The organism is Plectonema cf. radiosum LEGE 06105, assembly GCF_015207665.1.
Taxonomy (GTDB): Bacteria; Cyanobacteriota; Cyanobacteriia; order Cyanobacteriales; family Nostocaceae; genus Rivularia; species Rivularia radiosa_A.
Window position 1 is genome coordinate 20141 of sequence record NZ_JADEWL010000047.1, and the last position, 20749, is coordinate 40889.

Sequence of the window (20749 nt, forward strand, 5' to 3'; positions counted from 1 at the left end):
CCTTACGTTGCAATGACAGTTAGGACATTCAAAATAGTTTAAATAAAAGTTATTTTATCCGGTCAGAGCATTATTTTTACAGTTATCATGTATCAAATCATATTGTGCTGCTACTTTACTTAGTCAGTAGTACTGATGAATCGGCTAAATTTTAGTTAGAAATTTCATTGCTTGTGCTGCTTGTACTTATATTGCGGGCGGCAAGTTTTTGATGCAAATATTACATCTTGAATTGATAGCGATGGAATTATAAATGAACATATATTAAGCGCGAGGTATGGGTGACTGACATCAAGGTTGGACAGATAGTTCGAGTTCGCTCTCGTCAATATTTGATTGAGGATGTTGTGATTTCGACATCCGATATTGGTGACAATAGGGTGCGGCTTGCCTGTTTGGAAGATGATGCTCAAGGACAGCAATTAGAGGTTTTTTGGGAACGTGAGGTGGATGCTCAAGTTATGGGGGCTTCGTCTTGGGAGTCGGTTGCCAAAAAAGGTTTTGATAAGCCCAATTTTTTTAGTGCTTATTTTCATGCTCTGCGGTGGAATTGCGTTACTTCTACTAATCCCAAGTTGTTTCAGGCTCCCTATCGTGCGGGAATTGAGGTGAAGGCTTATCAGCTTGAACCTTTGAGAAAGGCTTTATTAATGCCGAGGGTTTCGCTATTTATTGCTGACGATGTGGGTTTGGGAAAGACTATTGAAGCTGGTTTAATTTTGCGCGAGATGTTGATGCGTCAAAAAATTAAGCGGGTGGTGATTTCTTGTCCTCCTTCGGTTGTTAGACAGTGGCAGGAGGAAATGGAAAGTCGGTTTGGTTTGATTTTTAAGATTTTTGATAGAAATTTTATTGCTATGCAGCGTCGGGAGCGCGGTTATAGTATCAATCCTTGGACTACTCACAATCGGTTTATTATTTCTCATGCATTGCTTAGGGATGAGACTTACGGGGCTTTGTTAAGGGATTGGTTGGGAAATTTTGCTGCTAGCTCAATGTTGATTTTGGATGAAGCTCATAATGCTGCACCTGCTAGTAGTTCAAAATATGCTGTGGATTCCCAATTGACAAAAACCGTTCGCGATATTGCTCCTCGTTTTGAACACAAGTTATTTCTTTCGGCTACTCCACACAACGGACATTCTAATAGTTTCGCTGCATTGTTAGAAATTCTCGATCCACAACGGTTTTGTCGGGGAGTTACCGTTAATCAAAAGCTGCTGGATGCTGTGATGGTACGGCGACTTAAGCAGGATTTGCGAGATATTGGGGACAGAGATTTCCCAGAACGTAAAGTTATCCCAATGGTAGTTGACAATTTACCGGAAGATGCTCCGGAATTAAGGCTATCTATTTTATTGCAGGAATATCGCAGTTTGCGGGAGGAGCGTCTTCAGGACGTTTCTAAGTCAGCCCAAAATACTGCGATGTTGGTAATTACTTCTTTGCAGAAACGCTTGCTTTCTTGTATTGAAGCCTTTGCTCGCACTTTGAAAGTGCATCAAAATGCAATTGAAAAAGCTAGAAAGCAGGAAAGGGAAGTTGCAAATAAAGAGAATTTGAGGAATTATCCCTTACTTTTACAAACTCCCGGTTCTGATGACGAGCGTGCTGAGATTTCGGAAGCCGAGGTGGAAGCTGAGGAAGATTCTCAAATGACAGCTGCAACCAAAAATGCTGTTTCGGGGATTACTCAACGGGAATTGGAGTTGCTTGAAGAAATGAGTCAAATTGCTGCAATGGCTCGCTATCAAGCAGATGGCAGAATTGATCTGTTGGTAGATTGGATTCGTCAAAATCTTTGTCCCGATTTGGGTAAAGCTGGTGCAGCTTGGAACCATCGCCGCGTTTTGATATTTACTGAATATACGGATACGAAACGCTACTTAGTGCAGCAGTTATCAAGTGCGATCGCTAATTCCCATCTTGAAAATCAACGCATCGATACTTTTCATGGGGGAATGGGAGATGATAGGCGGGAAGCTATCAAAGCTGCATTTAATACGGAACCATCAGAGCATCCTTTGAGAATTTTGATTGCGACAGATGCAGCTCGCGAAGGGGTGAATTTACAAAATCACTGCGCCGATTTATTCCACTTTGATGTACCGTGGAACCCCAGCAGAATGGAGCAGCGCAACGGTAGAATTGACCGAAAATTACAGAGGGAAGCAGTAGTAAGGTGTCATTATTTTGTCTTCCCCCAACGTTCTGAAGACCGAGTGTTAGATGTGTTGGTGCGGAAAACGGCGACTATTCAGCAAGAGTTGGGTAGTCTTTCTCCGGTGGTGGAAAAGAATATTTCTAAGTTACTCGATCAAGGGATTCGGGCTGAACAAGAGCAGGATTTAACTGAAGCGATTAATGTTGCTGAGTGTAGTAGTGAAGAGTTGGTAATTAAAGGTTCCGCAATTAAGGAAGAATTGGAAGCCGTTCGAGTCCGCAATCAAAAACTATATCAGCAACAGGTAGAACTTGAAGATATGTTGCGAGATTCTCGGAGGTGGTTGGGTTTGGACGAGCGACACTTCCGTAATGCTTTATGTGCTTCTTTGGAAATTATGGGAGCGAAACCTTTAGAACCGTTGAACTCGCAAGAAGCGGTAAAAGACCCAAATAGTGCGAGATGGGTATTACCTGCATTGGATGAAAAAGCGGGAACGGACCCGACATGGGCTAATACTTTGGATACATTAAGACCTCCCCGTCAGAAAAAACAAAAGTTGTGGGATTGGAGGAAAGAAACGGAAATTCGTCCGGTAGTGTTCCGTGACCCCGGTACTTTAGACGGTAAAGTTGTACACCTGCATTTAGAACACCGGATGGTGCAACGATTGTTGGGACGCTTTTTATCACAAGGTTTTCTTTATGATGAATTGACCCGCGCTTGCGTATGTTTGACGGATGACCCGGTGCCGAAAGTTATCGCTTTGGGAAGGTTGTCGTTGTACGGAGAAGGAGCTGCGAGACTTCACGATGAAATTATTGCAGTAGCAGCAGAATGGATTGCTCCAGAAGCGCGGGGGAGAGGGAAGTTACGACCTTTGACTGAAACTGAGAAGAAAGACGTTTTACAAGAATTGGAAGATTGTTTAGCAACCCCAGCTTTAACAAAGGTTTCTGAATCAATCAAACAACGCTTTAAAGAATATGCAGCCAGGGATGTCGAAGACTTAATTCCTCATTTAGAAAAACGCGCTGATACCTTAACCGAGAGAGCTAAGAAAAAACTCGCAGAACGCGGTATCAAAGAAGCCAAAGAAATGAAAAAGCTGCTAGAAGAACAGCGCGATCGCATTCTCAAGCAAGAAAAGCAATATCAAGTGCATCAGCTTTCTTTATTCAATACAGATGAATTGCGCCAATTGGAAGCAGATAGGCGACATTGGCGAATTCGAGTAGGGGAACTAGAGAAGGAAATCATTGACGAGCCGGAACGAATTGAGAAGGGTTATCGGGTGAAAGCTGACAGGGTAGAACCCGTGGGATTGGTTTATTTGTATCCGGTTTCGAGTTGAGGAGAGAATGCAATCCCCGGTTTCAAGCACAAGTTTTAGCCGGGGAATAAAATTCCCCGTCTCAAAGCAAAAGTCTTCTAAAGAAGACTAAAAAGCTTACCTAGTCCTCTTCAGAGGACTTTAGCTATTAGACAGGGATTTTCAATCCCTGGCGGTGGCGGATGTGGGGACAAAACCGGCGGTTATGGGGATAAAACCGGCGATTGTGGGGGACAAAACGAGCGGATGTGGAAACAAAATCCTAATTCCAATCCAAACCGCTATCAACAAAACCCAAAATCCCAATTCCAACCCAAACCGCTATCAACAAAACCCAAAATCCCAATTCCAACCCAAACCACTATCAACAAAACCCAAAATCCAATTCCCAACCCAAACCGTTAAAAACCCAACATCCCAATTCCCAACCCAAACCCCTAAAAACAAAACCCGAAATCCCAATTACCCATTAGCAAAACCATGACAAACGACATCGAAACTTGGCGACATAAAGAATGGTTGGGACTTCTACAACCAGTTGGATTAGTAGTATCCCCTCCGGCTTTAATTAAGGCGCAAGCTGTGGTTAACCGAGGTAAGGCTGTAGAATTACAAACTAGGCTTACTGAGATTATTTGTTATGACCCAATTCCCAATTTAAATTCTAAGGAAGTCCTATGGATTAAGGATTTTGCGGCTTTTACTGAGCAGGTTTTGGAGTGGATGCCGGAAGATTTGCTTGGCACAATGTCAGGTGGTGCGTTACCGCAAAAGTTAGAAGTTGTACTCACTGATTACGGAGAAACACTGAAGCCAAGTTATGCAGTACCCGACCCAGATAGCGATGGTTGGTTGATGCTGGTTAAGGAAGTTGCACCGGGTTTGGATTTGGATGGGGTAGAACCAAGGTTAGAAAAGGGAAGCGGTTGGAAAGCGACAGTACAGGAAAAATTTGAGCGTTTGTTGCGGGAGACGAATATTCCTATCGGGATTTTGTTTAACGGTACTCGTTTGCGGCTGGTTTATGCTCCTTCAGGTGAATCTTCGGGACATTTGACTTTTCCGGTACAAGCGATGTGCGAGGTGTCGGGACGGTCAATATTGGCGGCTTTGGATATGCTTTTGGGACAGGATAGGTTATTTAATGTCCCTACTCAGCGTCGTTTACCAAAGTTACTTAGCGATAGTCGCGAATATCAAGCTGAGGTTTCTAATAAACTGGCAAATCAGGTACTTGATGCACTTTGGGAATTATTGCGGGGATTTCAAATTGCTGATGCTGGTGTTAACGGTAAGTTGTTGGGAGAAATTGCTCGTAGCGAACCGCAACATATTTATGGGGGATTAATTACAACTTTGATGCGGTTGGTATTTTTGCTTTATGCAGAAGACCAAGGATTAATGCCAGGAGATGATATTTATCAAAGAAACTATTCTGTTACTGGATTATATGAAAGATTGCGGGAAGATGAAAGCAGCTATCCCGATACGATGAATCAAAGATATGGTGCTTGGGCTTGGCTATTAAGTTTGGTCAGATTAGTTTACGATGGTGGTGGTAGTACGGAAGCTTATTTACCCGCACGTCACGGACAGTTATTTGACCCCGATGAATATCCGTTTTTAGAAGGAAGAAGTAAGAACAGTCATTACAGTGAATTTGGTTGGATTGAACCACCACGGATTCCCGACGGCGTAATTTATCGGGTATTGCAAAATCTTTTGGTTTTGGATGGGGAACGTTTATCTTATCGTTCCTTAGACGTAGAACAAATCGGTTCCGTGTACGAAGCGATTATGGGTTATGAGGTGGAAATTGCTCGCGGAACTTCCATTGCTGTACGTCCGAAAGATGTTGTGGTCAACGTTGATGAAATTTTAGCAGCAAAACCGGGTGACAGGGCAAAAATATTACAAGACGCAGATTGTAAGGTTGCGGGTAAAGTCGCTATAGAGATAAAAACAGCGAAAACACCGGAAGAATTTGTAGCAGCATTAGATAGAAAAGTTTCTGCTAGAACTTCCAATTTATTATTAAAAGGTTCGCTGTATTTGCAACCGGGGGAAGAAAGAAGAAGAACGGGTTCTCACTACACACCCCGTAAATTAACCCAACCAATTGTAGAAAAAACTTTGCGTCCGGTATTAGAAGGTTTGGGAGAACATCCGACATCGGAACAGATATTATCGTTGAAAATTTGCGATTTAGCGATGGGTTCCGGTGCTTTTTTGGTGGAAACCTGTCGTCAACTGGCTGAGAAGCTGGTGGAAGCTTGGAATCGGGAATCGGAATTAGATGGGGAATCAAATTCGGGGTTTGATAACGAAATTCATCTTGTGGAATCAAATTCGGGGTTTGAAAACCATACATCAGCCAGGGAATGGAATTCGGGGTTAGACAGCGATATTAAAGCCGGGGAATCGAATTCGGGGTTTGACAGCGATATTAAAACCGGGGAATCGAATTCGGGGTTTGACAGCGATATTAAAACCGGGGAATCAAATTTGGGGTTTGACAGCCACCCATCAGCTGGGGAATCAAATTCGGGGTTTAAGAACCAATCTTCAGCCGGGGAATCGAATTCGGGGTTTGACAGCCACCCATCAGCTGGGGAATCAAATTCGGGGTTTAAGAACCAATCTTCAGCCGGGGAATGGAATTCGGGGTTTGACAGCCATCCATCAGCCGGGGAATCGAATTCGGGGTTTGACAGCCAATCTTCAGCCGGGGAATCGAATTCGGGGTTTGACAGCCATCCATCAGCCGGGGAATCGAATTCCCCGTCTAAAAGCAAAAGTCCTCTAAAGAGGACTGATAATGATCAAAATATTACCCAAAATCTCTTCCAGTCTTCTTCAGAAGACGAAAGCTATGAGACAGGGATTTCCAATCCCTGGCTACCGGGGACTAATAATATTACCCAAAATCTCTCCCAGTCTTCTTCAGAAGACTTATGCTATGAGACAGGGATTTCTAATCCCTGGCTAAATCCCTGGCTACAGAAGACGACTGATAATATTTCCGAAAATTCTTCTCAACAAAACCAATCAATTACCAACGGTGATGTCGAACCAATATTATTAGCCCGTCGTCTTGTCGCTCAACGTTGTTTGTATGGTGTTGATAAAAATCCGTTTGCGGTGAATTTGGCGAAGTTATCTTTATGGTTGGTGACTTTAGCGAAGGATTATCCGTTTACGTTTCTCGATCATGCGTTGAAGTGTGGGGATTCTTTGGTAGGGTTAACTAAGGCGCAAATCGGTTCTTTTGGTAAGGATGCTAGTTACGATTTACCTTTATTAACTTTATTGAAAGAGAAAATTGATAAAGCGCGGAATTTAAGAACCCAAATTCAAGCCAACGATAACCGCAGCGATGCTGATTACGATCAAAAACGTTTGCGTCTGCTTGATGTGGAACAAGAATTACGGGAAGCTCGATTAACTGGTGATGTCAAAATTGCTGCGTTTTTTGCAGGGAGTAATAAGAAGGAGCGGGAAGAGAAGGAAAGGGAGTTTGCAGAGTTAGTGAGAAAATGGCGATATCAAACAACGGATGTAGAAACGCAGAATTTATCGTCAATACAGGGGATTTCTCAAAAACTACGTCGCAGCAATCAATGTATTATTCCCTTTAACTGGGATATTGAATATCCAGAGGTTTTTGATGTTGGGAAATCTGGATTTGATGCTATTGTCGGAAATCCGCCGTTTGCAGGGAAAAATACCACAATTAGCGCTAATGCACCCGGTTATCTGGATTGGTTAAAAGAAGTTTTCCCCGAATCTCACGGTAATTCGGATTTGGTAGCATTTTTCTTTCGTCGTGCTTTTGATTTATTGCGTGAAGGTGGAGCATTTGGGTTAATTGCTACAAATACTATTGCTCAAGGTGATACTCGCAGCACTGGTTTGAGGTGGATTTGTCAGCATGGGGGAACGATTTATCATGCTCAAAAACGCATGAAATGGGTGGGACAAGCTGCGGTTGTTGTCAGCGTTGTGAATGTATTGAAGGGAATTTATCCAGGAATAAAGATTTTAGATGGAAGGGAAGTTGATTTAATTTCGGCTTTTCTATTTCATGCTGGGGGAAATGAAAATCCCCAGGTGCTTTTAGAAAATGCAAATAAAAGTTTTATCGGAAGCTATGTTTTGGGAATGGGTTTTACCTTTGATGATTCCAAACCAGAAGCAACTTCTATTGAGGAAATGCATCGTTTAATTGAGAAAGATGCAAAAAATGCCGAGAGAATTTTTCCTTATATTGGTGGGGAAGAAGTAAATAGCAGTCCAACTCATGCTCATCATCGTTATGTAATTAATTTTGGGGAGATGAGCGAAGATGAAGCGCGAGAATATTCCGATTTGATGGGGATTGTAGAAGAGAAGGTTAAGCCTGAACGTGATAAGCTAGGTAATAATGCTGATGCTAAACGACGTAAAAATAATTGGTGGCTTTGGGGCAGATATACGTCAGGTTTATTTAAGGCGATCGCACCTCTCGAACGTGTGTTAGTTAATTCTCAAGTAAGCACACATTTAGCATTTGCTTTTTTACCTTCAAACTGGGTATATGCACACTATATTAATGTTTTTGCAGAAACAAGATATAGCTTTTTCTATATAATGCAATCCCGTGTTCATGAAATTTGGGCTAGATTTTTCTGCTCAACATTAGGAGATGGTTTACGCTATACTCCCAGCGATGGCTTTCAAACCTTCCCCTTCCCGGAAAATTGGGAAACCAACCCCAAACTAGAAGCAGCAGGAAAAGAATACTACGAATACCGCGCCGAATTAATGGTTCGTAACAACCAAGGATTAACCGAAACCTACAACCGCTTCCACAACCCCGAAGAAAACCACCCCGAAATCATCAAACTCCGGGAACTCCATACCCAAATGGATAAAGCAGTACTCGAAGCTTACGGTTGGACGGATATTCCTACAGAATGCGAATTCTTGCTTGATTACGAAGATGAAGACGATAACTTCACCCCCAATCAAACAGAGGGGGGAAGGAAACAAAAGAAAAAACCCTATCGCTACCGTTGGAATGAAGAAACACACGACGATGTTTTAGCACGTCTGCTCGTACTTAATAAAGAAAGAGCTATTGCGGAAGAACTTGGTGGTAAAGAGAAGGGGAAGGGGAAGAAGAAAGCGGGTAAAGGGAAGGGGAAGAAAACGGGTAAAGGGAAAGAGAAGAAAGATGAGCCGATGATTGCGGGATTTGATGAGGTGATGGAGTGATTTTTGGTTGGGATGTTTTGATTTAGTCGTCTTTGAGTAGCCAGGGATTAGAAATCCCCGTCTAATAGCAGAAGTCCTTTAAAAAGGACTAGGAAAGAGTTTTGTTAAACCGCAACATTTTAATTTAGTCGTCTTAAGACGACTTTCGCTTTGAGACGGGGAATTTGATTCCCCGGCTACGATAGGTTTCGTGTCAAATTATAGCCGGAGAATGGAATTTCGGGTTTTCCGTCGCAATTGTAGTCGGGGAATGGAATTTCGGGTTTTACAGCGAATTGTATCCGGGGAATGGAATTCCCCGTCTAATAGCAAAAGTCCTCTGAAAGAGGACTAAAAAACAATTCAATTAAACCGTGAGATTTTTTTATTCAGTCGTCTGAAGACGACTTTCGCTTTAAGACAGGGAATTCTATTCCCTGGCTATTCCCTGGCTATTCTAGCTATTCTGGCTATTCTGGCTATTTTTAAAATTTTGACGATTCCCTAGCTATTTTCCCCACCAATCTGGGAACCATATATATGTAAATAGATTAAAAAAAAATTCAAACAACTATATGTCTCTGTGGCGGCTTTATTATCATATCGTTTGGGCAACGAAACAACGCCAAGATTTAATTAAACCAGAACACGAAATAGAACTTTATAACTATATTATCGGTAAATCAACGGCTTTGAATTGTATAGTTCATGGAATCGGTGGTACTGAAAATCATATTCATTTAATTGCTTCCATACCTCCTACTCTTGCCATTTCCGAATATGTCAAAAAAATTAAAGGTAGTAGTTCTCGTTATTTGAATCAAGATTTGAATCCAAATTTGACTAAATTCTCTTGGCAAGAAGGATATGGTATTTTTTCTTTAGGTAGCAAACAACTTGAACAAGCTTTAGCTTATGTTAAAAATCAAAAACAACATCACGCACAAGGAACTACAAACGTGCATTTAGAAAAAGTTACTTTTAGCAATTAATTACTTTAAGAAATGACTAATGCTCCTAAAAAACTACTGTGGAGTATTATTTTCTTCCAACCAAGTTATCAAATCATCAATTTCAGAAATATTTAACAAAGCTACACCTAAAGCTTCTAATTTTTCAACAGGTAAAACATTGACTTTCTCAACAATGGATGATTCCAAATCCCCAAAACGCTGATTAAGTAAGCGCATACAGAACGAAAGCGCTTCTTTCTGCTTTCCTTTTTGTTCTATATCTTGGTAAATAACTGACTCTCGCATAATTTCCTCGCTTAAAAACTGACGAATTAAATCTTTCTTAAATTTTAACCCGGCTAAAATCTCTGTATACCCAGCTATCTCTTGTCTTGACTCTCTACTAGGAATTTTAGCAACATTTTGGGCTACCTGGGATAGTAGCTGTTCGGGGGAATCTGTTCGGGTTAAAGGTGCTAAAGGTAACAATGCTGGGTTATCAAGAAACATGGTAGAATCTTGCTCCCACATTCGTATGACTCGGTAGCGATGGGATGTCATTTCGTTGACATATTCTTCAGTGAAAGCGATTTCGTTATTTGTTTCTTGCAAGAAGATGACTACTTGTGTGATTGGAACATTATATTGTCGGACTAATCTCACAAAATAATCCAACATCCGAAAGGGAACTGGAGGGGTAGATTTAGTTAAAGTTTGAAATTCAATATGCAAAATTCTGCTTATTGTTTGTAGAAACGTCACAGAATCTGCGCGTATTGGTTCAATACTCAATTCTGTTTTCAATACTTTAGCTGATGATTCTGCCTCTATTAGCCACCGAGCAAAATCATCAGGATATTTTTCTGCTAATATTTTGCAGACATTATCTATACTCACTATTACACCCGGATTGTTCTTCTTTAAATTATAGTTTTTTTTGAGCTACAGATATCCCCTATTTATTAAATTATTGTTTTATAAGCTTTTAATTATTACGAATAAAACTAACACATGGGGCTTATTTTACTCATGACTATAAACAAATTATTTATGTTTATTATATTATAAATAGTCAGGGAATTTGGTTTCCCATTTAATCAAAGCTGCGGAATTTGATTTCCATTTAATCGCAACCGAAAAAAAATGATTTACCCATCCAACCCAAGCCGGGGAATCGAATTCCCCGTCTAATAGTAAAAGTCCTCTGAAAGAGGACTGAAAAAGAATTTATTAAAGCACAACATTTGAATTCAGTCGTCTTAAGACGACTTTCGCTTTGAGACGGGGAATTTTATTCCCCGGCTAACTTGTGGTTAAAACCTGGAATTTTATTCCCCATCTAATTCCCAGCTTAATTCCGGCTAATCCCTGGCTAAATTCTCCATCTAATCCCCAACTATTCCATAACTGAAACATAATTCAATTAAACCGTTACATCAAAAAAAATACCAAAAGTATTATTTGACACTTTCACTCACTTCCGGCAACATGATATAGACTGTTAATTGCTCGTTAAGTTTACGTAAAGGAGTTAAAAGCAATACGCTATGACCGCTACTACTCCTGCTGATATCAGAAGGTGTCTTATTGATGCTTTGCAAATTGATTTAGTCGGGCCAAAACCATCGGATTTTGAACGAGTGGAGGAAATTCTCTACCAACCTCCTTCAATGTGGTATCTCACGGGTTTTTTGGTTCCTTATGAAGCTTCGATAGAACAACGTTCGGATGATGCAGGAAATGAGGAGTTAGATCGAGATGGTAGTAGGAGTGCGACGGGAGATGATGAAAATACCCCGGAAGCTGCTTCGGCTCGTAAAGCTTTCTTTCCTTCTTCAATGGGATTAAGTTTCTTAGTTAATCAAAATACGTCAAAGTTAAATGTCACCGTACAGTGGGGAGATTATTCCCCAATCCCGGAAGAGAAAGAAGAGAAAGCTGAAACCGTTTTACAAAGCCGTACTTCTGGTAGTTGGAAAAGAACTCCCTGTGAAGCTGAATTAGAAATTCCTTTAGATACTTCTCTAACTGTTAAAAATCAAACTAAATATAAAACTTATAAATACGAAATTCCCCGCAGTAATGGACTGTATTTAATTATCACCAACCGTTCGGTAAATTCTTCTAGCTGCTTACCACCGGGTAGTCGTTCGATCGCTTTATTTTTAGTCAATAATCGTCGTCCTGTAAAAGATAATAAAGAACGAGATATTGGTTATATATTCCAAGCTCAACTTACTGTTGATAGTAGCGAATCTTTTGTCCCTCGTCCCAATCCCAGAGGACAAAGCGGTGATGATTGGGATGAAAGTGTTGCGGAATTACAATACCGGGATGTCTATGAATATGTTGTCGGACATAATGTATCGGCTGTTGCTCATTTGAACCCGGATAATAGCTGCAATCAAATTTGTACTGCTTGGATACCCACTGCTGATGTGGAAAAAGTTGTTGCAGCTAAAGTTGAAAATGTCGAGTTGGGTATGGAAGCGATCGCCAAAGCTCCCGATGCGGAAACGGTACGCAATATGTTGGGCAATATGGTTAATAATTATACTGTTTGGATTGCCGAACAAAGAAGTCACATCCCTACCGCATCTCCTCACCGAGAAAAAATTGCCAAAGAACTACTAAACCGAGCCGAGATTGCTTCATATAGAATTGCATCGGGATTACAAGCCCTGGATGACTCCAAAGTATTAGAAGCATTTCAAATTGCTAACCGGGCGATCGCCACTTCTATTCGTCAGCGTTCTACTCACGATACGGATAAGTCTCCTGATGAATTATCACCACCGAAATGGCGACCGTTTCAACTTGCTTTTTTATTAATGAATATCGCCGGAATCGCCAATCCTTTGCATTCCGATAGAGAATTAGTTGACTTGCTGTTTTTCCCTACAGGTGGAGGTAAAACAGAAGCATATTTAGGACTTGCGGCTTTTACCTTAGTTCTACGCCGTCTGACAAATCCGGGAATCAACTCTGCTGGTTTAAGCGTATTGATGCGCTACACCCTCAGATTGTTAACCCTTGACCAGTTAGGAAGAGCTGCAACGCTGGTTTGTGCTTTAGAATTAGAACGGCAAAACAATCCCGAAAAACTTGGCTATCATCCCTTTGAAATCGGTTTATGGGTGGGAATGACCGCTACACCCAATAAAATGGGTAAAAAAGGCGACGGCGACCAAAATTCCGCTCGCGCTCGGACAATCGCATTTCAAAACGATAGCAAAAGCAAACCCTCACCGATTCCTTTAGAAAATTGTCCTTGGTGTGGAGAAAGATTTAATGCCAATTCGTTTCAACTCCTGCCCAATTCCGACCAACCCGCGAACCTCCGCGTTAGCTGCTGCAACCGCAAGCGTCACAAAAATGGTCAACAGCAATGTGTATTTAGAGGAAATGCGTCCTTACCCATCGTAGCGGTTGATGAAGCAATTTATCGCCGCTTACCTTGCTTTATCATCGCTACCATTGACAAATTCGCCAACCTTCCTTGGATTGGTCAAACTGCTGCTTTATTCGGTCGAGTTACTCATTACAGCAACGGAGATGGTTTTTATGGTGCTGCCGATAGTACTTTGCAAGGACATCCTTTAGATAAAGGTAAACTTCTGCCACCAGATTTAATTATTCAAGACGAATTACATTTAATATCGGGACCATTAGGAACAATGGCAGGATTATATGAAACCGCTATTGATGCTTTGAGCAGTAGAGAAATTGATCGTAAGACGATTCGTCCTAAAATCATCGCTTCCACCGCAACCGTCAGAAGAGCAACCAAACAAATACGGGGACTTTTCGGACGCGATCGAGTTGATGTTTTTCCACCTCCAGGACCAAATCGTCGCGATTCATTCTTTGCTAAAACCGCTACCGTAGAAGAACGCAATCCCCGCACTTACGTAGGAGTTGCAGCCCAAGGACGTAGTTTGAAAGTTGTTTTACTCAGGACATATTTAGCACTTCTAGGTGCATCACAAAAAGCCTGGGAAGCAGCAGGAGGAAAGAAAAATCTTGATAATCCAGCCGACCCTTACATGACCCTTTTAGGATACTTTAATTCGCTGCGAGAATTGGGAGGAAGCCGCCGCATCGTTGAAGATGAGGTCAATTCTCGTTTATACGGTTACGGTGCTAGAAAACGCGAAAACGAAGCATCGGGATTGTTCGCGAACCGTAAAATTGATGACGAACCCTGCGAACTTACTTCTCGCGTCAGTACGAGTAAAGTCGCAGAAACCAAAAGACGCTTGCAACAACCTTTCCATGAAAGCGAACGAGTAGACGTAGTACTTGCCACCAACATGATTTCCGTGGGTTTAGATATTACCCGTTTGGGTTTGATGGTTGTATTGGGACAACCCAAAACTGCATCCGAATATATTCAAGCTACCAGTCGCGTCGGAAGAGATGAAAACAAACCGGGTTTAGTCGTAACATTACTCAACATTCATCGACCCCGCGATCGCTCGCATTACGAACGCTTTCAAACCTGGCACGCTGCATTTTACCGCGATGTGGAAGCTACCAGCGTTACCCCATTTTCTCCTCGTGCTGTAGACAGAGGAATTGCTGGTATTACCGTTGCCTTAGCTAGGTTAGGAAATCAACAGATGACGGCACCAATAAGGGCAGCCGATATTGCCCAACATCGTCAGCAATTAGATATTGTTGCCGATATTATCGCCCAACGAGCCGAAATGCATGACGCAGAATTAGATGCGATCGCAGCCCAAAACCTACGGAATCAAATTAGAAGTCGCGTCATCGACCTTTTAAATGCTTGGGAGTCAATTGCCACTGAGAAAGGACAACTACAATACCAACAGGAAGTAGGTTCCGCTCCTCCGTTGCTTTACAACTTTCTCGACCCAGAATTAAAAAATCAAAAACCCGAAGCCCAAAAATTCAAAGCTCAACGTAGTTTGCGAGATGTCGAACCAGTAGTCAATCTTTGGGTAGTTAATCCTAATAATATCGAGGAAGAGGAATAATGGCACAGAAGAAACAACCTTCCGGAGAAATCCGCAGTTCGCAAGTTTTATCTACTTTTGGTCCCGGTTCAATGGTAGATTTACCGAATTATTCCGTATTAATTAGCGGTTTAAATCACTGGCAGGGATACCGCAACCAACCAATTTACGAAGACCGTCTTGCTGCCAGAGTATCCCAGCTTTTGGGTGTTGCTAGAATTGATATGTACGCACCACCTGCCGCCGAACAAGACCCCGCAGCACCGCGCACGGGTGTTAAAGCATTTACATTTCCGACTTGGTTCGTCGCCCAAATTGCCGATGAAAAGTGGATATCTGCGAATAGTAAAGAGTATCAAACAAGACCGATGATACCTTGGGTACGTTTAGTACAGGGAAAATATTTGAGTCAACTGAGGAAAAAACATTCCGTTGTTCCAGTACGTTTCGTCCAAGCTTGTTTAAACGGCCATATAAGTGACATTGACTGGTATCTTTTCGCCAATCCCGATTGCCGTAGTAATTGTCCTGCTCAATTATGGTTAGATGAAGGAGGAACCGGAAACGACTTCGCCGATATTTTTGTGAGGTGCGAGCAATGCAAAAAACGTCGTCCTCTTTCCGATGCTACCATTCCTGGAATTCTTGGTTTTTGTAAAGGAGAGCGTCCTTGGTTAGGACAAGCTGCTTCAGAAATTTGTACCGTTATTGATGGTAAAGGGCGCGAGAAGAATCGCTTACTGGTTCGCTCTGCAAGTAACGCATATTTTGCTCAAGCATTGAGCGTTATTTCAATTCCCGATTCCGACCAAAAACTCAAAGATGCCGTAAGCTTAGTTTACGAAGACTTTTTACAATATTGCCAAGATGCCTCGGAAATAGGTAAAGAACGTCGCAAGCATAAAGTAGCAAATGCATTAGAAGGATTTAGCGATCAAGTTGTTTGGGCAGAAGTGCAACGACGTTTGCAAGGAGAAACATCCCAGATCAAAAGCATTAAACAAGTAGAAATCGAAGCTTTATTATCAAGTCCCACAGAAATCGGTGAAGATGTTCCTGAAGGCGATTTTTATGCTCGCGTTCGTAAACTTGATAACTTAAAGCCAAGCCTTAGCTCCCGTATTGAACGAATAGTATTAGTGCATCGGCTGCGCGAAGTTATTGCTCAAATTGGTTTTACAAGATTTGAAGCAGAAATGCCAGATATTGATGGCGAATTATCCTTAGAAGTACGTCGCGCTACCTTAGATATCGAATCGAACTGGGTTCCTGCGATCGAAAATAAAGGAGAAGGAGTTTTTATTGCTTTTCAAAAGTCAGCCATTGATAGTTGGAGACAACAGGAATCTGTAAAAAATAGAGGAATTGAATTACTCAACGGCTTTAAACAATGGTGTCAGCGTCGGGGAATTACAGAAGATGATGCAAAATTTCCCGGTTTACCTTATATAATGCTGCATTCGCTTTCCCATCTCCTCATTACAACAGTTTCCCTCGAATGCGGATATGCAGCAAGTTCCATCCGCGAACGCATATATGCAGGTGATTCCGGCTACGGTATTTTACTCTATACCGGAACTTCAGGTTCCGAAGGTACTTTAGGGGGATTAGTAGAAGTAGGAAAGCGCATCGAACACCATTTAGCAGCAGCCATCGAATTCGGACGTTTATGTTCAAATGACCCCGTTTGCGCTCAACACAAGCCCGATGATACTCAAGAAGAACGCTTCCTTCATGGTTCAGCTTGTCACGGCTGCTTGTTGATAGCTGAAACATCTTGCGAACGTCGTAACGAATTCCTTGATAGAGCCTTAGTTGTGAATACAGTTGAAGCAGCAGATGCAGCGTTTTTTCCAGATGAGCTTGAGTAATATAAATTTAGGTACGTGTAAGATTTATCTTGTTTTCCATTGCTCATACAAATGTTTGACTCGAAAGCAGAAATTTACCATTTTAGAATCTTTCTCGCTGATATCTTGATAGGCATTATGGAGAAGAGCAAATTTTGTCACAGAGTGTGCGATCGCTTTCGCTAACATTAGAGTTTGTTTTGAGATAATTCCTAATCCAATTACAACTTTTTTGTAGTAAATTATTTAACTTAGCATCAAGGTTTAAAATTAAATCTTCGGGGTCAATACGCCATAGTCTAACTGTTTTATCATCACTAGCAGAAACAATTATCTTACTATCAGGGCTAAAACTTACTCCTAAAATCCGATTAGTGTGTCCTTCAAAAGTTCTCAAGAGAATGCCATCTCGATTCCATAGCTTAACTGTTTTATCATCACTCGCGGAAGCAATCATTTGACCATCAGGGCTAAAACTTATCCCATTGACTCGATCTCTATGCCCTGCTAGGGTTTGCGATGCCCCATCTTGATTCCATAGCTTAATTGTTTTGTCATCGCTAGCAGAAGCAATTATCATACCATCAGGGCTAAAACTTACTCCCCTAACTCGATCTGTGTGTCCTTCAAAAGTTCTCAAAATGCCATCTCGATTCCATAGCTTAATTGTTTTGTCATCGCTAGCAGAAGCGATAGTTTTACCATCAGGACTAAAACTTACTCCCCAAACGCGATCGCTATGTCCTTCTAAGGTCTTCAAAAGCCTTCCATCCTGAGTCCATAATTTTATAGTTTTGTCTGCGCTAGCAGAAGCAACAATTGCTTCTTTGGGACTAAAACTTACTTCGTAAACCCAATCAAGATGTCCTTCTAGGGTTCTCAAAAACGTCCCATCTAAAGCCCATAATTTCACTGTATTGTCAAAGCTGCCAGAAGCAATAGTTTTACCATCAGAACTAAAACTTATCCCCCAAACCCGATCGCTATGTCCTTCTAAGGTCTTCAAAAGCCTTCCATCCTGAGTCCATAATTTTACAGTTTGGTCGGCGCTGGTGGAAGCAATAATTTGACCATTAGAACTAAAATTGACTTCATGCACCCGATCGGTATGTCCTTCTAAGATTCTCAAAAGTGTTCCACTTAAAGTCCATAATCTCAAGGTTTCGTCAGAACTACTAGAAGCAATAGTTTTACCATCCGGACTAATACTCACTCCATAAACCCGATCGCTGTGTCCTTGTAGGGTTCTCAAACACTTTCCATCTACAGTCCACAATTTCACGGTTTTGTCAGAGCTACTAGAAGCAATAATTTTACCATCACGACTAAAACTCACTCCATAAACCCGATCGCTGTGTCCTTGTAGGGTCTTCAAACACTTTCCATCTAAAGTCCACAATTTCACGGTTTTGTCAGAGCTAGTCGAAGCAACAATTTGACCATTGGGGCTAAAATTTACTTCATAAACTAGATCGGTATGTCCTTCTAAGGTTGTCAAAAGCTCCCCATCTAAAGTCCACAATTTTACGGTTTTATCAAAACTAGCAGAAGCAACAATTGCTTCTGTGGGACTAAAACTTACCCCATGCACCCGATCGCTATGTCCTTCTGAACCTTCTAAGGTTGTCAAAAGCTCGCCATCTAAAGTCCACAATTTTACGGTTTTATCAGAACTAGCAGAAGCAACTATCTCACAATTAGGACTAAAACTTACTCCCCATACCCAATCACTATGTCCTTCTAAGTTTGCCAAAAGCTCCCCATATAAAGTCCATAATTTTACAGTTGCATCAGCACTAGCAGAAGCGATCATTTGACTATTGGAACTAAAAGTAACTTTATAAATCCGATCCGTATGTCCTCTACAGGTATTCAATAGTTTACCATCTAAGCTCCAAAGCTTGATAGTACAGTCGTCACTGACTGAAGCAATTATTAGACCATCAGGGCTAAAAGCAACATCGCTAATTTCTCCTTGATGACCTACAAATTGATTATGCTCGTTAATTTCATAACTTGCTTGCTGTAGCCTTTCAATAATATTTCTCTTTAAATTATCAGTTGGTTCTTGAATATTGCCTAACTTGACACCAGCTTTAACAGCAATAACCAAAGAACTTAACTGTTGTTTTAACTGTAATTCTTTTTGAGATAAAGTTAGTAATTCTTCGATTCGCTCAATTTCTTGTTGTTCTTGATGCTGACGGCAGGCTAAGATAAATTCAATTTCTTGTTGGCTAGTAACACCATCACTTTTTTCTTGCAACCATTTCTCTGCTTCTACCAGTAAAGCCCCTCGTAACAAAGCACCATTATCTCGACCACTATTTTCCCAGATATCTTTTTCGCTACGTAACCGATCTTGCCATTTTCTAAATTCCCGGTCTTCCTCCATCCATTCTCGTAAGCGTTCCCATCCTTTAATTAAAGCTTCATGAACTACCTCAACAGTTGGTTGTTCTTTAGAATCTTTTCCTGTAATCACCAAACGAGCTTTTAAATCACGTTCTACACCAGTTAATTTAGTTACTAAACCCCAGTTCTCCGAGCCAATTTCATCAAGGGTAGCTAGACGACGAGTATCATCTGTATTTTCTCCAAAGCGCACCAATTGAGTAAAGATATGTTGAGCTTGCTTCTTTTCTGTGTCATTTAGTTGGTTATAGACAGTTTCAGCATGATTAGCTAAGGCTTGCTTAACTCCGCCAATTTCATGGTACGCGGAAATTGTTAATTGACCATCGCTACGTTTTTCCCATAATTTTTCTAAGGTAAACTCTAACGAGGGCAATTCACCTTGATTATTTTTAACAGCTTCTAGGATAATTTGCGTTAGCCCATCTTGAATTTTTAATTTCGCTATTTGTGCTGGTTCTTCAATAGCTTCTTTTAATTCATCTGGATTCATTTTTAGTAGAGTCTCTGGCTTCCAATCTTGCAAAGCTTTACCTAAAACTGGATGAGATAGAGCATATGTATGGAAATCCGCTCTCAAGGTAATAACTAAAACAACATCTAGTTTTGGATTTTCATTTTTTATCTCTATTGCTCCTAATAATTGATCTAGGAAAATATTTATTTCATCTTCTAAACAAAGCGTGTAAAGTTCTTCAAACTGATCGACAACTATTAAAATTTTTTCTTTAGCTGAAATTTCTTGTAATTTAGATTCTAAAATTTTTTTTAATATTAAACTTCCATTTTTAAAATCATTTGCATATCTTTTAGCATTAATTTCTCGTCCTAATGTATCCATCTCTGGATCAAATAATTCGAGTAATGCTTTAGCAAGTCCGAAAAAAGGATTATTTGTTGGTCTGAAAATAGCTATCTTCCATGCTCCTGATGACTCTAACTCAGGAATCAGTCCGGCACGAATTACCGAAGATTTACCAATTCCAGAATTACCAATAACTGCTACTAAAGGTTGTTTTTGTACTGCATTTACTAAAGTCCGAATAAATTTTTTACGTCCAAAGAAAAAAGGTACGTCCTCTTTGTCAAAAGCAAACAAGCCTTTATATGGGCATTTATCTGAAATTAAATTATATGAAGAGCTAACATATTCGCTATTTTTATGCTGTTTTCCTTCTTCCCATGCCCTTTTAAATTCAAGCTCATTATCCTTTAGCACTGTACTCCATAGAGCCAGTTTAAATTGGTACAGATTTGCTTTAGAACCACGCTTAATTTTTCTTAAATCTTTAAGAATATTAAGCGGCTTCCCTTTTGCAAGCCAAACATTATATATAGCAGAAAAGTGTTCGTTAGAGAATTTGAGGTTGCCTAAAATTTTTTTCTGCTTTTGAATGACTTCAAGTAATTCTTTTTTATTAGCACTGACAACTAATGTCGGATATCCATTTTTACGTCCATCGCTCCAATTCTCTCGCACGATCCTTATTTCCCCATCGTCTGGATTACCTTCGCAGTTTTCAGGAGAAATAAGTAGAGCATAGATAAAAGCCCATGCTCGTTTTTGAGTATCTGCACCTAGTGAATTTCCATCAGCCATGTATTTTTAATGCCTATATTTTTAACAATTATAACTCAGATGTAATGGGGATGTCCCCATATCCCCATTGCTGTCCCCATTAAAAAAAGCTTATTTAGCAAGGATTACAGGAATTTTATATCCCTATTGAGGATAGTTATTTGTCCCGATTTATAAGTATGTCATCGCAAAGCACAACTCAGTGTTGAGCGATAAATCAAAACCGTCCTGGCGATCA

At 40.8% G+C, this 20749-nt stretch carries 7 protein-coding genes; 5 read left to right on the forward strand and 2 right to left on the reverse strand.

Annotation, left to right across the window (positions count from 1 at the left end; genetic code table 11):
• The first annotated feature begins 281 nt into the window (after positions 1-281).
• From drmD to tnpA, 3 genes are all read left to right on the forward strand, one after another.
• Positions 282-3518, forward strand: coding sequence for a DISARM system SNF2-like helicase DrmD (gene drmD / locus IQ247_RS15310; protein WP_322745509.1), 3237 nt, complete (start codon positions 282-284; stop codon positions 3516-3518).
• Positions 3519-3977: 459 nt separating this feature from the next.
• Positions 3978-8753, forward strand: a complete 4776-nt coding sequence (locus tag IQ247_RS32610) for an Eco57I restriction-modification methylase domain-containing protein (protein WP_228059769.1) — start codon at positions 3978-3980, stop codon at positions 8751-8753.
• Between the two features lie 554 nt (positions 8754-9307).
• Positions 9308-9724 carry an IS200/IS605 family transposase gene (gene tnpA / locus IQ247_RS15320; protein WP_193921382.1) on the forward strand — a complete coding sequence of 139 codons (417 nt, stop codon included), beginning with the start codon at positions 9308-9310 and terminating at the stop codon, positions 9722-9724.
• A gap of 33 nt (positions 9725-9757) precedes the next feature.
• Here the strand turns inward: tnpA and IQ247_RS15325 are convergent, their stop codons facing one another.
• On the reverse strand, positions 9758-10582 hold the full coding sequence (locus IQ247_RS15325) for a DUF4351 domain-containing protein (protein ID WP_193921384.1): 825 nt from the start codon (positions 10580-10582) through the stop codon (positions 9758-9760).
• A 650-nt stretch (positions 10583-11232) separates the two neighbouring features.
• Here IQ247_RS15325 and drmA point away from each other — a divergent pair.
• Positions 11233-14688: a DISARM system helicase DrmA gene (gene drmA, locus IQ247_RS15330; RefSeq protein WP_193921386.1), complete on the forward strand. Its 3456-nt coding sequence runs from the start codon at positions 11233-11235 to the stop codon at positions 14686-14688.
• Complete coding sequence (drmB, locus tag IQ247_RS15335; RefSeq protein WP_193921388.1) at positions 14688-16538, forward strand: MrfA Zn-binding domain-containing protein; 1851 nt, start codon at positions 14688-14690, stop codon at positions 16536-16538. Before drmA ends, drmB begins: the two co-directional genes overlap by 1 nt.
• A 115-nt stretch (positions 16539-16653) precedes the next feature.
• Here the strand turns inward: drmB and IQ247_RS15340 are convergent, their stop codons facing one another.
• Positions 16654-20532, reverse strand: coding sequence for an nSTAND1 domain-containing NTPase (locus IQ247_RS15340; protein WP_193921390.1), 3879 nt, complete (start codon positions 20530-20532; stop codon positions 16654-16656).
• Between the last annotated feature and the right edge of the window lie 217 nt (positions 20533-20749).